The organism is Thermopolyspora flexuosa (assembly GCF_006716785.1).
GTDB lineage: Bacteria > Actinomycetota > Actinomycetes > Streptosporangiales > Streptosporangiaceae > Thermopolyspora > Thermopolyspora flexuosa.
Window position 1 is genome coordinate 1,609,515 of the sequence record NZ_VFPQ01000001.1, and the last position, 19,162, is coordinate 1,628,676.

General features: G+C 74.3%; 11 protein-coding genes. 6 read left to right on the forward strand and 5 right to left on the reverse strand.

From position 1 onward, the window contains the following. Window positions 1–140: 140 nt before the first annotated feature. The 3 genes from FHX40_RS06980 to FHX40_RS06990 all read right to left on the reverse strand — a co-directional run bounded on the left by FHX40_RS06980 (window position 141) and on the right by FHX40_RS06990 (window position 6,072). Complete coding sequence (locus tag FHX40_RS06980) at window positions 141–2,138, reverse strand: serine/threonine-protein kinase (RefSeq protein ID WP_170198745.1); 1,998 nt, start codon at window positions 2,136–2,138, stop codon at window positions 141–143. 199 nt (window positions 2,139–2,337) lie between these two features. Further along, the gene (locus FHX40_RS25720; RefSeq protein ID WP_229788652.1) at window positions 2,338–5,214 is read right to left on the reverse strand and encodes a bifunctional FdrA/YlbE family protein; all 2,877 of its coding nucleotides are present in this window, start codon (window positions 5,212–5,214) and stop codon (window positions 2,338–2,340) included. A 12-nt stretch (window positions 5,215–5,226) separates the two neighbouring features. Continuing rightward, complete coding sequence (locus FHX40_RS06990; RefSeq protein WP_229788654.1) at window positions 5,227–6,072, reverse strand: oxamate carbamoyltransferase subunit AllH family protein; 846 nt, start codon at window positions 6,070–6,072, stop codon at window positions 5,227–5,229. Window positions 6,073–6,425: 353 nt separating this feature from the next. Between FHX40_RS06990 and FHX40_RS06995 the strand changes: the two genes are divergently transcribed. The 5 genes from FHX40_RS06995 (at window position 6,426) to cutA (ending at window position 13,786) form a co-directional block, all read left to right on the forward strand. Beyond that, window positions 6,426–8,081, forward strand: coding sequence for a PucR family transcriptional regulator (locus tag FHX40_RS06995; RefSeq protein WP_142258853.1), 1,656 nt, complete (start codon window positions 6,426–6,428; stop codon window positions 8,079–8,081). A gap of 400 nt (window positions 8,082–8,481) precedes the next feature. Continuing rightward, window positions 8,482–9,873 carry a uracil-xanthine permease family protein gene (locus FHX40_RS07000; RefSeq protein WP_142258854.1) on the forward strand — a complete coding sequence of 464 codons (1,392 nt, stop codon included), beginning with the start codon at window positions 8,482–8,484 and terminating at the stop codon, window positions 9,871–9,873. Window positions 9,874–9,946: 73 nt separating this feature from the next. Next, window positions 9,947–10,819 carry an FAD binding domain-containing protein gene (locus FHX40_RS07005; RefSeq protein WP_142258855.1) on the forward strand — a complete coding sequence of 291 codons (873 nt, stop codon included), beginning with the start codon at window positions 9,947–9,949 and terminating at the stop codon, window positions 10,817–10,819. A gap of 31 nt (window positions 10,820–10,850) precedes the next feature. Further along, complete coding sequence (locus FHX40_RS07010) at window positions 10,851–11,390, forward strand: (2Fe-2S)-binding protein (protein ID WP_268241039.1); 540 nt, start codon at window positions 10,851–10,853, stop codon at window positions 11,388–11,390. Next, a complete protein-coding gene (gene cutA / locus FHX40_RS07015; RefSeq protein ID WP_142258857.1) occupies window positions 11,387–13,786 on the forward strand; it encodes an aerobic carbon-monoxide dehydrogenase large subunit in 2,400 nt (799 codons plus the stop codon). The genes FHX40_RS07010 and cutA overlap by 4 nt, the downstream gene beginning before the upstream one ends. 185 nt (window positions 13,787–13,971) lie before the next feature. Here the strand turns inward: cutA and FHX40_RS07020 are convergent, their stop codons facing one another. Then, window positions 13,972–15,534, reverse strand: a complete 1,563-nt coding sequence (locus FHX40_RS07020) for an FAD-dependent oxidoreductase (RefSeq protein ID WP_142258858.1) — start codon at window positions 15,532–15,534, stop codon at window positions 13,972–13,974. Between the two features lie 143 nt (window positions 15,535–15,677). Between FHX40_RS07020 and FHX40_RS07025 the strand changes: the two genes are divergently transcribed. Next, window positions 15,678–18,620, forward strand: coding sequence for a helix-turn-helix transcriptional regulator (locus tag FHX40_RS07025; protein WP_142258859.1), 2,943 nt, complete (start codon window positions 15,678–15,680; stop codon window positions 18,618–18,620). Between the two features lie 117 nt (window positions 18,621–18,737). Here the strand turns inward: FHX40_RS07025 and FHX40_RS07030 are convergent, their stop codons facing one another. Beyond that, window positions 18,738–19,133 carry an ATP-binding protein gene (locus FHX40_RS07030; RefSeq protein ID WP_170198746.1) on the reverse strand — a complete coding sequence of 132 codons (396 nt, stop codon included), beginning with the start codon at window positions 19,131–19,133 and terminating at the stop codon, window positions 18,738–18,740. Between the last annotated feature and the right edge of the window lie 29 nt (window positions 19,134–19,162).

The window sequence follows — 19,162 nt, forward strand, 5'->3', positions numbered from 1 at the left end:
GTGGCATTACTCCTGTAATGCCCGGCAACGGGATTTCCCCCGGCACGGCTCCGGCCGTACCCGCGGCGGCTCGGGGGTACGGCCGGTCGGTCATTGGCGGGCGGACCCGCCCCGGGACCGGGCGCGGCGCGGTCCCGGGGTCAGCGGGCGGGCTTGAAGGTGGCCCACAGCACCGCGAGCGTGCGGCGGTGCTGCTCCCACTCGGCGTCGGGCGCGGTGAACGTGATCAGGTACGCGGTGTCCGCGTCGATGGTCACGTGGCGGGTGACCACGTGGGTGGGCACCTGGTTGAGCTCGGTGTAGGTGTACTCCCACTCGCTGGCCTTCCAGCCCTTGAAGGACACCCGCTGCAGCCGCACCTGCAGGTACTCGTTGAAGGTGGCCTCGGACTCGGCCTTGCTCAGCTCCGCGATGCCGCCGTCGGCCGGCGCGGGCGTGGTCTTCCGGATCTGGATGCGCAGGCCGGAGTTCCGCTCGCCGGTGAACGTGGCGACCTGGTTGGTCGCGGAGAGCCGCCAGCCCTCGGGCACCGCGACCGAGACGCCGTTCGCGGTACGGAGCCTGTAGCCCTCGGGCACCTCACCGTCCACCGCCCGGTCGTCCTCGCTCTGCTGCGGCGAGGCGCTCGGCACCACGCTCGGCACGACCGTCGCCTCGGGAGCGGCGACCTCCGCGGTCTCCTCGCCTCCGCCGCCCTCGGTCAGCTCGGCCGGGTCGCTCGGCATGAGCACGAGCACCACCGCGGACATCAGCGCGACCACCGCCACGGCGGCCGCCGCGAGCAGGATCGTCGCCCGCCGGTCCCGCCCGCCGGTCGGGACGTCCTCCAGCCCGGCCGGGTCGGCCGGGCGCGGCGTGCGCGCATGCGGCGGCGTGACGGGGTTCGGGACGGGGTGCGGCCCGGTCGACGACCGGGACCCGCCCGGACCGGCCGGCTGCGTGGGCATCCGGTGCGGACCCGTGGAGATCGGGTGCGGGCCGGTGGAGGAGGAGACCGGATGGGGGCCCGTGGCGGGGGAGACCGGGTGGGGGCCCGTGGAGGAGGAGATCGAATGCGGTCCGCTGGAGGAGGAGATCGGGTGCGGGCCGGTCGAGTTCATCCGCGCCTCCGTGGCCGAGGCCGCCTCCGCCTTGCGCAGCGCCTCGGGCCGGTAGGTGTTCGCCGGATCCGACGACGGGTCGTACGGCACCTTCACCGGGCCGGACGGCGTCTCGATGATCCGGGACGGCATCGGCCCGGACGGCGGGTCGAGCGGCGGCAGCGCGTCGAGCGGCGTGGGATCGGGCGTCTCGGGCTGCGGCTGCGGCGGCCGGGCCGAGCCGTGCGCCGCGAGCACCTGCTCGAGCATCTGGGCGGCCTGCACCGCCGAGATCCGGTCGGCCGGGTTCTTCCGCAGCAGACCCTCGATCACCGGCTGCAGCGGGCCCGCCCGCTCCGGTCGCGCGGGCTCCTGGGTGAGCACCGCGCCGAGCACCGCCACCGCGTCCGGCCCCTCGTACGGCGGGCGCCCCTCGACCGCCGCGTACAGGGTGGCCCCGAACGACCACAGGTCGGCCGCCTGGGTGATCGGCCGGCCCTGCAGGCGCTCCGGCGGGATGTAGGCCGGTGACCCCATGAGCAGCCCGGTCTGCGTGATCGACACCTCGCCCTCGAGGGCGGCGATGCCGAAGTCGGTCAGCACCACCCGGTCCTGGGTGAGCAGCACGTTACCGGGCTTGACGTCCCGGTGCAGGATGCCGTGGGCGTGCGCGTGCCGCAGCGCGTCGAGCACCCGGATACCGATCTCGGCGGCCTGGACCGGAGGGAGCGGCCCGTTCTGCCGGATCGCCTGCTCCAGCGACCAGGCACGGACCAGCTCCATCACGATCCAGGGCCGCCCGTCCTCCTCGACCACGTCGTGGACGGTGACGATGCCCGGGTGGCTCAGCCGCGCCGCCGACCGCGCCTCACGCAGCACCCGCCGGAAGGCGATCTGCGTGCCCGCGTTGTCCAGCCCGAACGGCAGGATCAGCTCCTTGACGGCGACGTCGCGGTCGAGCAGCACGTCATGGGCGTGCCACACCATGCCCATGCCGCCGCGTCCCACGGGATTCAGCAGGCGGTACCGCCTGCCCACGAGCCGCCCTCGCCCTTCCACGTGTCCCTGGGCCGTCGGCCCGGTGGGCTCGGACGAGGTGCTCCCGAGCAAGCGATCCGCCGTCACCGTGACGTCCCCCCAATCAGGTGTGTCCGTGACGCATCCCTTTGCTGGATCTTGTGGTGAAACTTGGCGAGTTGTGAGACTGGCCACCGATACTAGGGCCAAATGGGGTCACCGGGGAACGAAACTCGCCGAATCACTGGTTTGACAACGCATTTGCCAATGCGTTCAGGGCGGCCACGAACGCCTCTGCGGGAGGCTTGACGAGACCCGCGCCGACCTGCCCGGTCCCCGCCACCTTGCCGGCGATTCCGGTGTTGACCACGGGCAGCAACCCGGTACGGGCCACGAGAGTCACGTCGATGCCGACCGGGGTGCCCCGGAAACCGAGTCCGGGGATCTGGTAAGCGGGGTGTTCGGCGAGCGTGATCTCGTACATGGACGTGGTCGCGGTGATCGCGTCGGACACGTCGCCGCCGACGAACCGCACGATCGCCGGCGCCGCGGCCATGGCGAACCCGCCGAGCCCGGCGGTCTCGGTGATCGTCGAGTCGCCGATGTCCGGGTTGGCGTCGTCCGGGCCGTACGCGCCGAGGTAGAGGCCGTCGGGCACCCCGGCCGGGCCGGTGAACCACTGGTCGGGCAGCCCGGACACCTGGATGCCGAAGTCGGTGCCGTTGCGGGCCATGCAGACCACCATCGTCGAGCCCGGCACGCCGCGGGCCGCGTCCGCGCTCACCTTCGCCGCGGCCATGCCCGGGTTGAGGAAGAAGTGGTCGTTGCCGTTGATGAACCGCAGCACCTCGGCGGCGTGCTCGGGGGAGGCCTCCACGATCGCCGGGGCGAGCTCGCGCACCAGCAGCGAGGTCGCCGCCCGGTTGCGGTTGTGCAGCTCGTCGCCCATCTGCAGGGCCTGGGCGATCATCGCGCGCAGGTCGATCGGGCCGGACCGCTCGAGGGCGGCGGCGAGCACCGGGCCGAGCACCTCGCTCATCCAGCGCAGCCGCTCGATCACCTCGGGGCCGTACGCGCCGTACCGCAGCACCTTGCCGAGGCCCTCGTTGAGCGAGCAGTACGCGGTGCCGCCGTGCTCGGCGTCGTGCACCTCGAACATCCACATCGACGGGCTCACCACGCCCGCCATCGGGCCGACCGTGCGGTGGTGGTGGCAGGGGTCGAGGGTGATGCCGGTGCCCTTGGCGAGCTTCTCCTCGGCCTCCTCGGGGTCGGCGGCGAGCCCCTCGAAGAGCATCGCGCCGATCAGCGCGCCGCGCATCGGCCCGGACGCCCGCTCCCAGGTGATCGGCGGGCCGGCGTGGAAGAACGTGCCGGGCGCGAGGTCGAGCACCTCGCTCGCCCGCCGTACCCCGACGAGCATGGGCCGCGCCGAGGTCATCCGCCCGATCGCGATCCGGTTCGCCTCCTCGCGCCGCGGGTCGGCGAGCACCTTGGCGAGCGCCTCGGCCGTGCCGGGCAGCGGCGGGCGCCAGTCCACCGCGATGTGGTCGACCGCCTGCTGGTCGAGCGCCTCGGCGAGCACCGCGGTGCCGACGCTGATCACCCGCGGCTCGCCGGAGGGCAGCACGCCGGAGGCCGCGCCGTCCGCCTGCCCGGCATCTCCGGAGGTCACGACCTCCTCGCCGGTCGCGGCGGGCGCGGGCGCCTCGGCGCCGAGCAGCGCGGCCGCGTGCCGGGCCGCCGCCGCGTTCGACAGGAACACCGCCGCGCCGGCCTCCTGCAGCGCCGCCGCCTGCCGGTGCAGGCCCTGCGGGTCGGCCTCGGTGCCGACGAGCGCGACCACGACCGCCGCGCCCCGGTCCACCGCGGCCCGGATCGCGGGGGCGAGCCGCGCGGCCGGATCCGGGTCGGCGGCGAGGCCGAGCACCACGTCGAGCAGGATCACCGAGGCGTCGGAGCGCTCCAACGCCTCCAGCCGCAGCGACGGGTCGATCATCGGGTGGGGCCGTCCCCGGGTGTACTCGTCGTCCCCGAAGTCGGTGAACTCGCCGCCCGGCACGATCAGCCCGGCCTCGGCGCACAGCGTGCCGCCGGCGTACAGCCCGCGCAGCGTGCCGCCGGCCGGGACGGACGGCGCGGCGGGCGCCGCCCAGGACGGCCATTCGGGCACCTCGCGGCCGAGCGCGCGCAGCGCCTTCTCCGCCGCCGCGGTCAGGTCGTCCTGCCCCGGCCCGAGCAGCGCGGTCACCACCGGGGTACGGCAGGCCGCCGCGGCCTCGCGCACCTTCTCGGCGACCTCGGGCGCGGGCGGCTTGGAGATGAGGAGGATGAGCTCGGTGCCCGGGTCCTCGTCGAGCGCCCGCAGCGCGCGCAGCGTGGACAGCCCGCCGACCTCGGCCGACAGGTCGCGCCCGCCCACGCCGAGCACGTGGCTCACCCCGACCCCGGCGTGGTCGAGCAGCGCGGTCACCTGCTGCGCGCCGGTGCCGGAGGCCGCCACCACGCCCACCGGGCCGGGCCGCAGCACGTTGGCGAAGCCGAGCCCGACCCCGCCGATCACCGCGGTGCCGCAGTCCGGCCCGAGCACCAGCGCGCCGGTCTCCTCGGCCCGCCGCTTGAGCGCGATCTCCTGCTCCACCGGCACGTTGTCACTGAAGATCATCACTGGCCGGCCGGCCGCGACCGCGTCCATCGCCTCGGCGAACGCGTGCTCGCCGGGCACGGACACGAGCACGACCGCGTCCGGCGCGAGCCGCGCCGCCGTCCGGGTGGTCCGGGGCGCGGCCGCCGCCGATGCGCCGCCACCCGTGCGCCGGGCCGCGGCGGCCAGCGCGGCGAACTGCCGCTCCAGCTCCTCGGCGGCGCCGCGCAGCTCCTCGGCCGAGGCGGCGCGGATCGCCACGAGCAGGTCGTTCGAGGTGCACTCGGGTACGTCGAACCGCAGCTCCCGGGCGAGATCGAGATTGAGGTCGGTGGCCATCGCGACCAGCGCCACCTCGACACCGGGCCGCGCCGTCAGGGCCTGGCTGATCCGCATCAGGCTCACCGAGTCGTGGTACACGCCCGTGCGCACCTCGACCAGGTCCGTGGCCTCCGCAATCGTGCCGTCACTCACCGAGTCCGCCTTTCACCGCACTTGTGCGATCTCTTCCACCCGCCCCGCGTCCCTGCGTGCGAGGGCGAGTACGGCCGACAGACCGGCGCGGATGCCCCAGGTCAGGTCCGCGCCGGAGGTGTGTCCCAGGCGCAGCAGCCGTTGCACCGCGGCATCGAGGGACTGCAGCCCGACGATGCCGCGCAGCACCGCCGCGGCCTCGGCGCAGCACTGGCCCTTCGCGGCGCAGTGCAGCAGCGTCGCCGAGATCGGGGTGGTGCGGGTGGGCGCGTCGAAGACGACCGTGGCGGCGAGCCAGTCGGCCAGCCACACCGCGCGCTCCACGCCCGCGGCCGTGCCGAGGTGGCGCAGCGCGGTGAGCAGGCCGGCGAGCATGTCGTCGCCGCTCGGGGTGAGCCCGGGGCCGAGGCCCATGATCTGCTCGGCCGCGGTGAGCGCCCCGAGCAGCGAGTCGTTCGCGCAGGCCGCCGCGAGCTGGGCGGGGAAGCCCGCCTCGTCGAGGCCGGTCGCGCGGCCGGTCGCGGCGCAGATGTCGGCGAGCCGTACCGCGGCACGCTCCAGCCGGGGGATCTCGGTGAGGCCCAGCGCGGGCATCGGATCCCACCAGCGGCGGATCCGCACCACGGCCCGGCCGGCCTCGACGACCCCGTCGCCGACCGCCGCCTCGTCGCCGACCGCGAGCGGTGGCAGCGGCTCGGCGAGCACGACCGCGTTGGGCAGTCTCGTCCCCTCCCCGGTCACCAGGCAGACCACGCGCGGCTCGTTCGGCCCGCGGGTCTCCAGGTAGGCCCCCAGCGGGAACACCGCGAGCACCCGGGCCGGGCGGCGCGACGCCTCCAGCGCCGGGCGCAGGGCCACGCTCGCCGCTCCGGTGAGCTCGGCCCGTGACCGGGACCCTGTCGCCTTCGTCGTTCCCCTCGTTGCTGCCCTCGTCGTCGCCGGGCGCGACGCGGCCGCCGCTTGTGGCTCGGCCTTGGCCCGCGCTCCGGACCGGGCGACCCGGGTGGGTGTCCGGCGTGTACCGACGCTCATGAATGCTTCCCCACTTGACGTCCCAGGACGGAAAACCTGACGCGACCGTAGAACGGGCCGCCACGTCGCCGTACGGAGAAAGCTGCCAACACTTCCCGGAAAGGTTGGCTCTTGTTGCCAGACAAGGAGTTCGTTCAGAATGAGGTGGCCCGTAACCGACCGTCTCGGGAGCACGAGCAATGCCTACGGAACCCTCCCCCCCGGCCCCGCGACTGGCCAGCACCGGGACGATCATCTACGGCGTCTCCGTCGGGGAGGTGCTGGGCGTCTCCACCCTCGCCGGCGCCCGCCTCATCGCGGGCAAGGGCGGCCTCAACCGCATCGTGCAGCGGCTCAACGTCATGGAGGTGCCCGACATCCTCGCCTGGGTGAAGCCGCACGAGCTGCTGCTCACCACCGGCTACCCGCTGCGCAACACGCCCCAGTCGCTCGGCCGGCTCGTCGCCGACCTCGACGAGCGGGGCCTCGCCGCGCTCGGCATCAAGCTCGGCCGGTACGTCGACGAGCTGCCCGACGAGATGATCGAGCAGGCCGACCGGCTCGACTTCCCGCTGATCCTGCTGCCGAACGACGTCGGCTTCGACGACATCCTCAACCAGGTGCTCACCGACATCCTCAACCGGCAGGCCGCGATCCTCGCCCGGGCCGAGGAGGCGCACCGCGCGCTCGTCCAGGTGGTGCTCGCCGGGGGCGGGCTGCGCGAGGTCGCCGCCGAGGTGGCGAACCTGCTCGACGTCGCGGTGGCGATCCTCGACGGGGCCGGGCACGTGCTCGCCACCGCGGGCCCCCCGGACGACGTGGCCGTGCTGTGCGAGGCCGCCGTGCGGGAGTCCACCACGCCGGGGGTAACCTGGGCGGTGGCCTCGGGGTCCTCGGGGGTGGCCTGGCCGGGCGGTGACGGCGCCGACGGGGGGTTCGCGGCCGTACCGGTCGTCGCCGGCGGCCACCACCACGGCCGCCTCGTCGCCTACAGCCCCACCGGCACCCTCCGCGACAGCGACGTCGGCATCCTGGAACGCGCCGCGACGGTCGCCGCGCTCGTGATCACCAAACAGGAGGCGGTCACCGCCGTGGAGAGCAAGTACCGGGCGGACTTCCTTCGGGACGTGCTCATCGGGCGGGGCGGGCCGCGGGTCACCGAGCGGGCGCGCGCGTTCGGCTGGGACCTGGAGCGGCCGGTGACCGTGGTGGTCGCCGAGATGGACCCGGACGGGGAGGAGCGCTCGGCCCAGGACCGGCTGCTCTCCGCCTGGGTGTCGGCGGTGCGGCGGCACGACCCGCGCGGCGCGGTGGCGGGCTTCTCGCACGAGGTCGTCGCGATCGTCGGGGCCGGGGTGGACGTCACCCGGCTCACCCGGGACGCCCAGACCGCGTTCGGCGACAGCGCCCCCGCCACCTTCTCCACCGGCATGAGCCGGGTCGCGCACGGCGTGGACCTGCTGCCCGACGCGTACGGCCAGGCGCTCAAGGCGGCCCGGGTCGGCCGCCAGCTCCACGGGCCCGGCGCGATCGCCCACTTCGACCAGCTCGGCGTCTACCGGCTGCTGTCGCTGGTGAACGACACCGCCGAGCTGCACGCGTTCGTCGCCGAGACGCTCGGCCCGCTCGCCTCCGACGACGACGCCGAGAACGTCGACCTGCGCCGTACCCTGCAGGTGCTGCTGGAGACGAACCTCAACGTCGCCGAGACGGCCCGGCGGCTGCACTTCCACTACAACACCCTGCGCTACCGCATCGGCAAGCTCGAGCGCATGCTGGGCCGGTTCACCGAGGACGCGCACCTGCGCCTCAACCTCACCCTCGCGCTGCACGTGCTGCGCATGCGCGGCATCTGACCCGGGTCCCGCCGCCGCGGCGGCCACCGGGTCCGAATCACGGCTCCGGCGTGTCCGAAACGCGTCCGAAACCGGCCTGACACGACATCTGACAAACCTGACGCCGTGTCCGACAGGTCCTCGGGCGCGGCGTCACGGCGTCGCCGGGCACGTCCGAGGTGCCCGGCGAGGTCCACGCCGCCCACTCACCGCCACCCCGGTCGGCCGGTGCGCAAGAAAAACTCTGCCGACGGCAGGACGTTTGGCAAATCCTGCCCATGAAGAGCCGCGTCACCACGTCTAACCTGCCCGCAACGGGTGACGGACGTCACGTCCGGCCCGGTGGAAAGTGTTAGTCGCCGCGGTGGGTTTTGCCTGCGGGGTGGCGCCCGGCCGACGGCCCGGCACAAGAGGGGCTCATATGGCATTCGGGTGGAAGGTGCACGGAGAGGGCCGCAAGCTGGCCCCTGGCGATGTGGTCAAGCCGGACGAGCGGCTGTCCTGGCCACGCACGATCGGATTCGGCGCCCAGCACGTGGTCGCGATGTTCGGCGCGACCTTCGTGTTCCCGCTCGTCATGGGGCTGGACCCGAATCTCGCCGTGATGATGTCCGGCGTCGCCACGATCATCTTCCTGCTCATGGTGAAGGGGAAGGTGCCGAGCTACCTCGGCACCAGCGCCTCCTTCGTCGCCGGCGTCGCGGCGATCCGCGGGCTGTTCGGTGGTGACACGCCGGCCGTCGACAAGATCGTAACGGGTGCGATCCTCGTCGCCGGCCTCGTGCTCGCCATCTTCGGTCTGCTCATCCACTTCCTCGGTGTCGGGTTCATCCACCGCATCTTCCCGCCGGTGGTCACCGGCGGCGTGGTGATGCTGATCGGGTTCGGCCTCGCGTTCGTGGTCGCGGACACCTACTGGCCGCAGGACCAGTGGATCGCCCTGATCACGATGGTCGTCACCTTCCTGATCATGGTGCTGTTCCGCGGCTTCATCGGACGCATCGCCGTACTGCTCGGCCTGATCGTCGGCTACGTGCTCTCCTGGGTGGCCGACCGGGTCTTCGGGAACATCACCGCCTTCAACGCCGGCACCGGCCAGGTGGACACCCACCCGCGGGTGGACCTGTCCGCCGTCGCCGACGCGCCGTGGATCGGCCTGCCGGACTTCCACGCGCCGGACATCCGGGTCTCCGCGGTGCTGCTCGTGCTGCCCGCCGTGATCGCCCTGATCGCGGAGAACATCGGGCACGTCAAGGCGGTGGGTGAGATGACCGGCGTCGACGCCGACCCGTACATGGGCCGGGCGATCGCCGCGGACGGCGTCGCGACCGTGGTCGCCACCTCGGTCGGCGGCTCGCCGACCACCACCTACGCCGAGAACATCGGCGTCATGGCCGCGACCCGGGTGTACTCCACGGCCGCCTACTACGTCGCCGCGATCATCGCGATCCTGTTCGGCCTCTGCCCGAAGTTCGGCGCGCTCATCGCCGCGACTCCGGGCGGTGTGCTCGGCGGGGTCTGCGTGATCCTCTACGGCATGATCGGCATGCTCGGCGCGAAGATCTGGGTGGAGAACCGGGTGAACTTCGCGGACCCGGTGAACATGGTCCCGGTCGGCGCGGGCATCATCCTCGCCATCGGCCCCGTGGACCACGCGATCACCGGCGAGTTCACCATCGGCGGCATCGCGCTCGGCACGATCGTCCTGCTCGGCGGCTACCACCTGCTCCGCGCCCTCGCCCGGCGCGGGTCGTCGCCCGCGGAATCCGCCCCGGTCGGCGAGGTCGCGGCCGAGAAGGGCGCCGCCGGGTGATCCGTGCCGGACGGCACACCGTCACCGTGAACGATCAACGCACGTCAACGGGTACCTGGGGTAGGACGGACACGTGAAACCGCCCCCATTCGACTACCACGCCCCGCGCACCGTCGGCGAGGCCCTCGAGGTCCTCGCCGACGCGGGGCCGGAGGGCAAGGTTCTGGCCGGGGGACAGAGCCTCATTCCGCTCATGAACATGCGTCTCGCCGCACCGGCGAGGCTCGTCGACATCAACCGGATCGGCGCGCTCGACACCGTCGCCGCCGACGCCCGCGGCGTACGGGTCGGCGCGCTCGCCCGGCACGCCACGGTGGAGCGCTCGGCCGCGGTGGCCGAGCGCCAGCCGCTGCTGCGCCAGGCGCTGCGGCACGTCGCCCATCCGGTGATCCGTAACCGCGGCACCGTGGTCGGCAGCCTCGTGCACGCCGACCCGGCCGCGGAGCTGCCGGCCGTGCTCGCCCTGCTGGGCGGCACGGTACGGCTCGCCCGCCACGGCGCGCCGGAGCGCGACGTGCCCGCGGACGAGTTCTTCCTCGGGCCGCTGGAGTCCGCGCTGCAGCCCGGCGAGCTGGCGGTCTCGGCGTTCTTCCCGGCCCTGCCGCCGGGCTCCGGCACCGCGTTCTGCGAGATCGCCCGGCGGCACGGCGACTTCGCGCTCGCCGGGGTCGCCGCGCTCGTCACCCTCGACGACGACCTGCGCATCACCACCGCCAAGGTGGCCTGCATCGGGGTCGGCCCGGTGCCGGTCGTCGTCGACGTGTCGGCCGAGTGCGCGCGCCGCCCGGCCGCCTCGGCGGACTGGCCCGCGGTGGCGGCCGCCGTACGGGACCGGGTGGAGCCCGAGGACGACATCCACGCCACGGCCGAGTACCGGCGGCACCTGACCGGGGTGCTCGCCGAGCGCGCCCTGCGCATCGCCGCGGAACGGGCGTCGCATGGCTGAAGGCGCACCTGAAGCGAAGGGGAGTACCGGGGTGGGGACCGAAACCCTGTTCGACATATCGCTGACCGTCAACGGCGTGGTCCGGGAGGCGAGGGTGCCGGCGCGGCGGCTGCTGTCCGACTGCCTGCGGCACGATCTCGGGCTCACCGGCACCCACGTGGGCTGCGAGCACGGCGTGTGCGGCTGCTGCACGGTGCTGCTCGACGGCGAGCCGGTGCGCTCCTGCCTCACGTTCGCGGTCTCCGTGGACGGGCACGAGATCACCACGATCGAGGGCCTCGCCGCCCCGGACGGCACGCTCTCGCCCGTGCAGCGCGCGTTCGCCGAAAGCCACGCCCTGCAGTGCGGGTTCTGCACGCCGGGCTTCCTGTGCACGGTGACCGCGCTGCTCAGGGAGAACCCTTCGCCGAGCGACGAGGAGATCCTCGAGGGCATCTCCGGCAACCTGTGCCGGTGCACCGGCTACCAGAACATCATCAAGGCCGTGCACCGCGCGGCCGAGATCGCCGCGGAGGAGAACGGGGCCGGGGTGCCCGCGGGGAGCCACCGAGCAGTGACGGAGGAATCGTGACGACCAGCCTGTTCGGCGAGCGGGTGCAGCGGCTGGAGGACCCGCGGCTGATCACCGGCAACGGACGCTACCTCGACGACCTCGGCAGGGACGCGCTCGCCGTCGCCTTCGTCCGCTCCCCGCACGCGCACGCCCGGATCCGGGACATCAACGTCGACCGCGCGCTCGACGTGCCCGGCCTGGTCGCCGTCTACACCTGGGAGGACCTGCCGGCGCGGGTCGGCGAGCCGCTGCCGCTGCTCATCCCGCACCCGGCGCTCACCCACGGCCGCACCGCCCGCCCGCTCGCCAAGGACGTGGTCCGCCACGTCGGCGAGCCCGTGGTGATGGTCGTGGCCGAGGACCGGTACACGGCCGAGGACGTCTGCGACCTGATCGAGGTCGACTACGAGCCGCTCCCGGCGGTGGTCGGCATCGAGGAGGCGGTGCGCGGCGAGCACCTGGTGCACCCGGACGTGCCCGGCAACGTCGGCGCCCACCTGGTGCAGGAGGTGCCCTCGGCGGACGGCCGCAGCGCCGCCCAGATGATCGAGTCGGCCCCGCACCGGCTCGAGTTCCGGCTCGACATCGAGCGCAGCGCGTCGATGCCGCTGGAGGGGCGCGGCGTGTACGCCCGCTGGGACCCGGACGACGGGTCGCTGCGCGTCTACTCCTCCACGCAGACCTCGACCAGCGTGCGCATGGCGATCGCGGCCAAGCTCGGCCTGCCGCTGCCCAAGGTCGAGGTGATCGCCCCGGACGTCGGCGGCGGGTTCGGCGTCAAGATCGTGCACCCGTGGCCGGAGGAGATCCTCATCCCGTGGGCGGCTCGCACGCTGGGCCGCGAGATCAAGTGGACCGAGGACCGGCGCGAGCACTTCATCTCCTCCGCCCACGAGCGCGGCCAGGTCCAGTACGTGCGGGTCGGCTTCGACGACGACGGGCGCATCCTCGGCCTGGACGTGACGTTCCTGCACGACCACGGCGCCTACACGCCGTACGGGATCATCGTGCCGATCATCACGTCCACCCAGCTGCTCGGGCCGTACAAGCCCGGGGCGTACCGGGTGGAGTTCTCCTCGGTCTACACCAACACGGTGATCGTCACCCCGTACCGCGGCGCGGGCCGGCCCCAGGGCGTGTTCTGCATGGAGCGCACCATGGACCGCATCGCGGCCTACCTGGGCAAGGACCGCACCGAGGTGCGCGCGGCGAACTTCATCCAGCCGGACGAGTTCCCCTACGACCACAAGATGACCTTCCAGGACGGGAGGCCGCTGATCTACGACAGCGGCAACTATCCCGAGGCCCTGCGCATGCTCAAGGAGCTCATCGGCTGGGACGAGTTCGAGAAGGAGCGCGAGCGCGCCGCGGCCGAGGGCCGCCGCCTCGGCATCGGCATCGGCTGCTACGTGGAGGGCACCGGCGTCGGGCCGTACGAGGGCGGGCACGTGCAGATCACCTCGGACGGCCGGGTGCACGTGTCCACCGGCCTCACCTCCCAGGGCCAGGGCCACCAGACGGCGTTCGCCCAGATCGCGGCGACCGAGCTCGGGGTGCCGATCGAGCGGGTCTCGGTGGTCACCGGCGACACCCGCCGGTTCGGGTACGCCGTGGGCACCTTCGCCTCCCGCGCCGCGGTGATGAGCGGCAACGCGATCGCGCTCGCCTGCCGCAAGGTGCGCGACAAGGCGCTGCGCATCGCCGCCGAGGCGCTCGAGGCCGACCCGGCCGACCTGACGATCACCGACGGGATCGTGCACGTCAAGGGCAACCCCTCGGCCTCGATCCCGCTCGCCACCGTCGCGGTGCTGTCCAACCCGCTGCGGTACGCCTTCGACGAGGAGGCGCAGCGCGCCACCCAGTTCGCCACCGCGGCCTCGGACGACAAGCCGCCGGTCGCGGAGGGGGAGGAGCCGGGCCTGGAGGGCCGCGACTACTACTCGCCGGTCCGGTCCACGTTCGCGTACGGCATGCACGCGGCGATCGTGGAGACCGACCCGGAGACCGCCGAGATCAAGGTGCTGCGGTACGCGGTGGTGCACGACTGCGGCCGCCTGATCAACCCGATGATCGTCGACGGCCAGATCCACGGCGGCGTGGCCCAGGGCATCGGCGGCGCGCTGTACGAGCGCATGGTCTACGACGAGCACGGCCAGCTGCTGAACGCCTCGTTCATGGACTTCCTCATGCCGTACGCCACCGAGGTGCCCCGGGTCGAGACCGCCCACCTGGAGACCCCGAGCCCGCTCAACCCGCTCGGCATCAAGGGCGCGGGCGAGGCGGGCGTCATCCCGGTCTCCGCGGTGATCGCGAGCGCGATCGAGGACGCCGAGGGCATCCCGATCATGAGGATGCCGATCTCCCCCTCGGAGCTCTTCCACCTCCGCCGTACCGCCACCGAGCGGGTCGGCTGAGCACCCCCCACCCACACCCGGCCGCCCCCGGCCGCATGCCGGCGTCCCTCGCCGCCGGTACCGGCCGGGGGCGGTCGCCTCGCCCGCCTCGGCGGCACCGGGCGGTGATCCTCCCGCCCTCTCGCCGGGAGGATCGGGACCCGGGCCGGTCCCGTGCGCGCCCCGGTACGGCGGGCCGGGGCGGGCTAGCGGGACAGGATCGTGGCGAGCGCCGCGGCGAGGGCGCCGGGGGTGGTGGAGCGCCAGGCGACGAAGCCGTCGGGGCGGACCAGGATCGCCTCGCCGGGGGCGAGGTCGTGGGCCTCGGCGGCGGTTGCCGGGGTGAGGTCGACGCCGAAGCGGTACACGTCGACGGGCACGGGCAGGTCCTTGGCGGCCGCGGCCCAGGCGTTCCCGTCCGGGCCGGTCAGCAGCACGAAGCGGAAGCCGTACAGGTCGAGGGTGGAGACGGGCTTGCCGTCGCGCTCGACCGCCACGTGCGGGGCGCGGGTGCCGGGCCGGCCGCGCAGCTCGCCGAGGGGCAGCGGGTCGGCGGCGGGGGCCGCGCCCAAGATCGCCGATGAGCGGTACTGGTAGCCGAGGGCCACCGAGCCGTACTCGATGATCTCGGGCGCCTCGCCGGGGCCCATGCGGGTGCCGAACCGGGCGAGCGCCTGGCCCATCGTCATCAGGCCGGTGGGGCGGCGCTCCGCCTCGTAGCTGTCGAGCAGGCCGGGCCCCGCCAGGCCGTCGGTGACGAAGGCGAGCTTCCAGGCGAGGTTGTGCGCGTCCTGGATGCCGGCGTTGGCGCCGAGGCCGCCGGTGGGCGGCCACACGTGCGCGGCGTCGCCGATGAGGAAGACGCGGCCCGCCCGGTAGGCGCGGGCGACGTGCGCGCCGATGGGGAAGGCGAGCACCTTCAGGTCGGTGCCGGGGATCTGCGGGCGCAGCCGTACCTCGAGGCCGGGAAGGCCCGCGGCCTCGCGCACCATGGCGGCGACCCGCTCGTCGGTGAACGACTCCACCGGCTCGGCGGACGGGTCGTGGCCGGTGCCGAACACCCAGCGGGTGCCCTCGTCGTCGTGCGCCATCAGGATCGTGTTCGGGCGCGGGCGCCGCAGGTACGCGATGGTGGCCCGCCGCCCGCGCAGCGCCGGACGCAGGTCGGCGTCGACGATCGCGGTGATGGTGTCGAACAGCCGCCCGGGGCCGTCGACCGGGATGCCGAGCCGGTGGCGGATCGGGCTGTGGAAGCCGTCGGCGGCGACGAGGTACTCGGCCCGCACCCGCTCCGACACGCCGGTCGTGCGGTCCTTGAGCACGGCGGTCACGCCGGCCTCGTCCTGCTCGAAGTCGGTCAGCTCGGTGGAGTACCGGAGCCGCGCGCCGAGACGCCGGGCATGGTCGCGGACCAGGGCCTCGAGGCGGTCCTGGTCGATCGGCCCGAACGGGCACGGGCTCGCCTCCGCGCCGTCGCTCTCGTGCGGCTCGTCGGGGGACTCGTACCGGTCGTCGCTCAGGGTCTCGGCGCGCACCGGGACCCAGGCGAAGCCGGGACCGGCGAACGCCGCGGCCCGGATCCGCTCCTCCAGCCCGACCTGCCGGTACAGCTCCATGGTGCGCGGGGTGATCCCGCGGGCGCGCGGGTGGCCGAGCAGGTCGGGGTGGCGCTCCACCAGCAGGCACGGCACCCGGTGGGCGGCGAGGAACAGCGCGCAGGACAGCCCGGTGATGCCGCCGCCCACGATGAGCACGGGGACTTGCCTCATCGTTCGTCTCCTTCGGTCGTCCCGGGGAACGGTCGGGGAGCAGCCTCGCCCGCCGGGCGGTCCCGGCACACCGGGCAGATGCCCTATCCGCCGCCTTATCGTGGCCGCCGTAGCGCCGCGCGGCCGGCCTTATCGTGGTCGCCATGGGGCTGCTTGGCCGGCAGGAGGAGCTCGCCTTCCTCGGGGAGGCCGCCCGCGCGGCGCAGGACGGCGACGCCGGGATGGTGGTGGTCGGCGGGGAGGCCGGGATCGGCAAGACGTGCCTGCTCGACCACCACGCGGCGCGGGCGGCGCGGGCGGGCTGGCGGGTGCTGCGCGGCGCCTGCGTGGAGCTCGGCGCCGAGGGCCTGCCGCTCGCCGCGGTCACCACGGTGCTGCGCGAGCTCGCCCGCGAACCCGGCCCCGACCGGCTCACCCGGCTGCTGCCCGCCGCCCGCGAGCTGCTGGAGCTGCTGCCCGAGTACGGCACGGCCGCGCGGGTCCGCGCGGGCGAGGACGGCGGCGCGCGGCTCTTCGAGCTGGCCGAGCTGTTCGCCGTGCTGCTGCGGCGGCTCGGCGAGGAGCGGCCGGTGCTGCTCGTCGTCGACGACCTGCACTGGGCGGACCGGACCACCCGGGAGCTGCTCGGCTACCTCGCCCGCACGCTCCGCCCCGCCCGCGTCCTGCTGCTCGCCGCCTACCGCGACGACGACCTCGGCCGGGCGCACCCGCTGCCGCCGTACCTCGCCGCGCTGGAACGGCTGCCGGGGGTGCGCCGGCTGCGCCTGGCCCGGCTCACCCGGGCCGAGGTGGGCGAGCTCGTCGCCGGGGTGCTGGGGCGGCGGCCGGACGAGCGGCTCGTCGAGACGGTGTACCGGCGCTCGGGCGGCAACCCGTTCTTCGCCGAGGAGCTCGCCCGCGCCTCCGGGCCGGCCGATGACGCGCTGCCCGACACGCTGCGCGACCTGCTGCTCCACCGGGTCGACCGCCTGCCCGCCGACGCCCACCACACGGTACGGCTCGCCGCCGTGGGCGGGCCGTGCGTGCCGTACGAGCTGCTGCGCCGTACCAGCGGGCTCGACGAGACGGCGCTGCTCACCACCCTGCGCGCGGCGGTCGACGCGCGGATCCTGCTGCCGGAGCGGGACGGGTACCGGTTCCGGCACGCGTTGCTGCGCGAGGCGGTGCTCACCGATCTGCTGCCCGCCGAGCGGGTGCGGCTGCACCGCGCCTACGCCGAGGCGATCGACGCCGCGCCGGACCTGCTCGCCCCCGAGCGCCGGGCCGCCGAGGAGGCCTTCCACTGGTACGGCGCGCGGGAGCCGCGGCGCGCCCTGCCCGCGCTGCTGCGCGCCGCCGAGACCGCGGAGGCGATGCACGCGCACGCCGAGCAGGCGCAGATGCTCCGCCGCGCCCTGACGGTGTGGCCGGATGACGCCGATCCCGGGCCGGACCGGCGGGAGACCTGGCTCAAGGCGATCATGGCGTCGCTGTGGGCCGGGGAGGACGCCGCGTCCCTCGACCTCACCGAACAGGCCCTCGCCGAGGCCGGGGACGACCGGCCCGAGGAGACGGCGATGCTGCTCGCGCTGCGGGCGATGGCCCTCACCAACGTGGGCGACCGCGAGGCCATCGCGTGCGCGGAGCGCGCCGCCGCACTGGCGCCCGCCGGGGACTCGCCGGGCCGGGCCCGGGTGCTCGACGTGTACGGGGTGGTGCTGCTGCTGTTCGGACGGCCGGAGCGGGCCCGCGCGGTCGCCGCGGACGCGGTGCGCGTCGCCCGCGCCGCCGGTGACCCCGGCACCGTCGCGAACGCGCTGGTCACGCTCGGGGCCGCGCTGGCGCAGCGGGGCGAACACGAGGCCGGGCTCGCCGCGCTCGCCGAGGGGCGCGAGCTCGCCCGGCGGCGCGGCGACGTGGTCCGCCTCACCCGGGCGGAGCTCAACACCGCCGACGCCCTCGCCTGGGCCGGGCGCGCCGAGGAGGCGATGGCGATGGCACGGGCCGGCCTCGGCACCGCCCAGGCCGCCGGGCTCGGGCGCACCCTCGGCACGTTCCTGCGGCTGTCGGTCGCCGGGCTGCTGCTGCGGCGCGGCGACTGGGACGAGGCGGACCGGGCCGCCGCGGCGGCGCTCGAGGAGGACCCGGCGGGCGGGCCGGGCGCGCTGCTGCACGCGCTGCGCGGCGAGGTCGCGCTGCTGCGCGGGGAGACCGAGGCGGCACGCGAGCGGCTGTCCCTCGCCCGCGCGCTCGCCGGTGAGCACCCCGGCATGCCCCTGGTCGCGGTCTCGCTCGCCCGGCTCGCGGCCGAGATCGCGCTGCGGGACAACCGGCTCGCCGACGCCCGCGCGGCCGTCGCGGACGCCCTGCCGTACGCGCGGGACATCCCGTTCCTCGGCTGGCCGCTGCTGGTGACCGCCGCCCGGGCCGAGGCGCGCGCCCACACCCGGGCCCGGGCGCTCGGCGAGCCGGTGGACGAGGCATGGGCGGGCCGCGTCCGCGAGCTCGCCACCGGCCTGCCCGCCCCCGAGCCGCTGTGGTCCGCCCACGCGGCCTGGGCCGACGCCGAACTCACCCCGCCCGGCGAGGACTCCACGGCCCGCTGGGAACGGGTGGCCGAGGCGTGGGCCGCGGTCGGCGACCCCTACGCCGAGGCGTACGCCCGCACCCGCGCCGCGGAGGCCGCCGCCCTGGCGCAGCACCGCACCCGTGCGGCGGACCTGCTGCGCCGCGCCGCCGAGCTGGCCGAGCCGCTGCGCGCCGCGCCGCTGCTCGACGAGATCCGCATGATCGCCCGCCGCTCGGGAGTCGCCGTACCGGACGCCACCGGCTCACCCCCGGCCGACGACGACCCCCTGGCACGCCTCGGCCTGACCGCCCGGGAGATCGAGATCCTCCGCCTCGTCACCGCCGGCCGCACCAACCGCCAGATCGCCGAGTCCCTGGTCATCAGCGTCAAGACCGTCAGCGCCCACGTCTCCCACATCCTGGCCAAGCTCGGCGTGGCCACCCGAGGCGAGGCCGCCGCCCTCGCCCACCGCCTCGGCGTGTTCCCTGCCTCCGATCTCGAACCGACGACGCCCGACGCCCGGGCATCTGCCGGGTAACAACAACACCCGTGTCGATGCCGGACCCGACGCCTCGGTGGGACCAAGGCGGCATAGTGGCCGCCCTGTGCGTGACGGATCTGATGGGTCGAGGGCAGGAATCACGCTTCTCCCGCGCTATGTGCCGTCGCCATTGATCTCGAACCAGACCTCACGGGTGGACTCATGGTCGGTGACGCCCCAGCGTTGGGAGAGCGCCGCAACGAGAAAAAGGCCTCGTCCTGTCACCTCATCCGGGGCATTGCGGACATACGGCTTAGAAGCGGAGCCCTTGTCGATTACGCCGATGCGGATCGATCCCTGCGACGCCTTCTTGAAGATCTCGACCGTGATCTCGCCGCCTCCGCGGGAGTCGGAGTGAATGGCGCTGTTCGTGACGAGCTCCGACGTGAGGAGCTTGGCGTCGTCCAGGGCAGGGTGAGCATCACCAAGGACTTTCTCGACAAAGGCACGCGCGGCCGAAGCCGATTCCGGTCTTCCTGCCAGTGTGATCGCCCCGAGAAGTTCGCCCATGTCTGACGGCATGTTTGCCCTCGCATGAT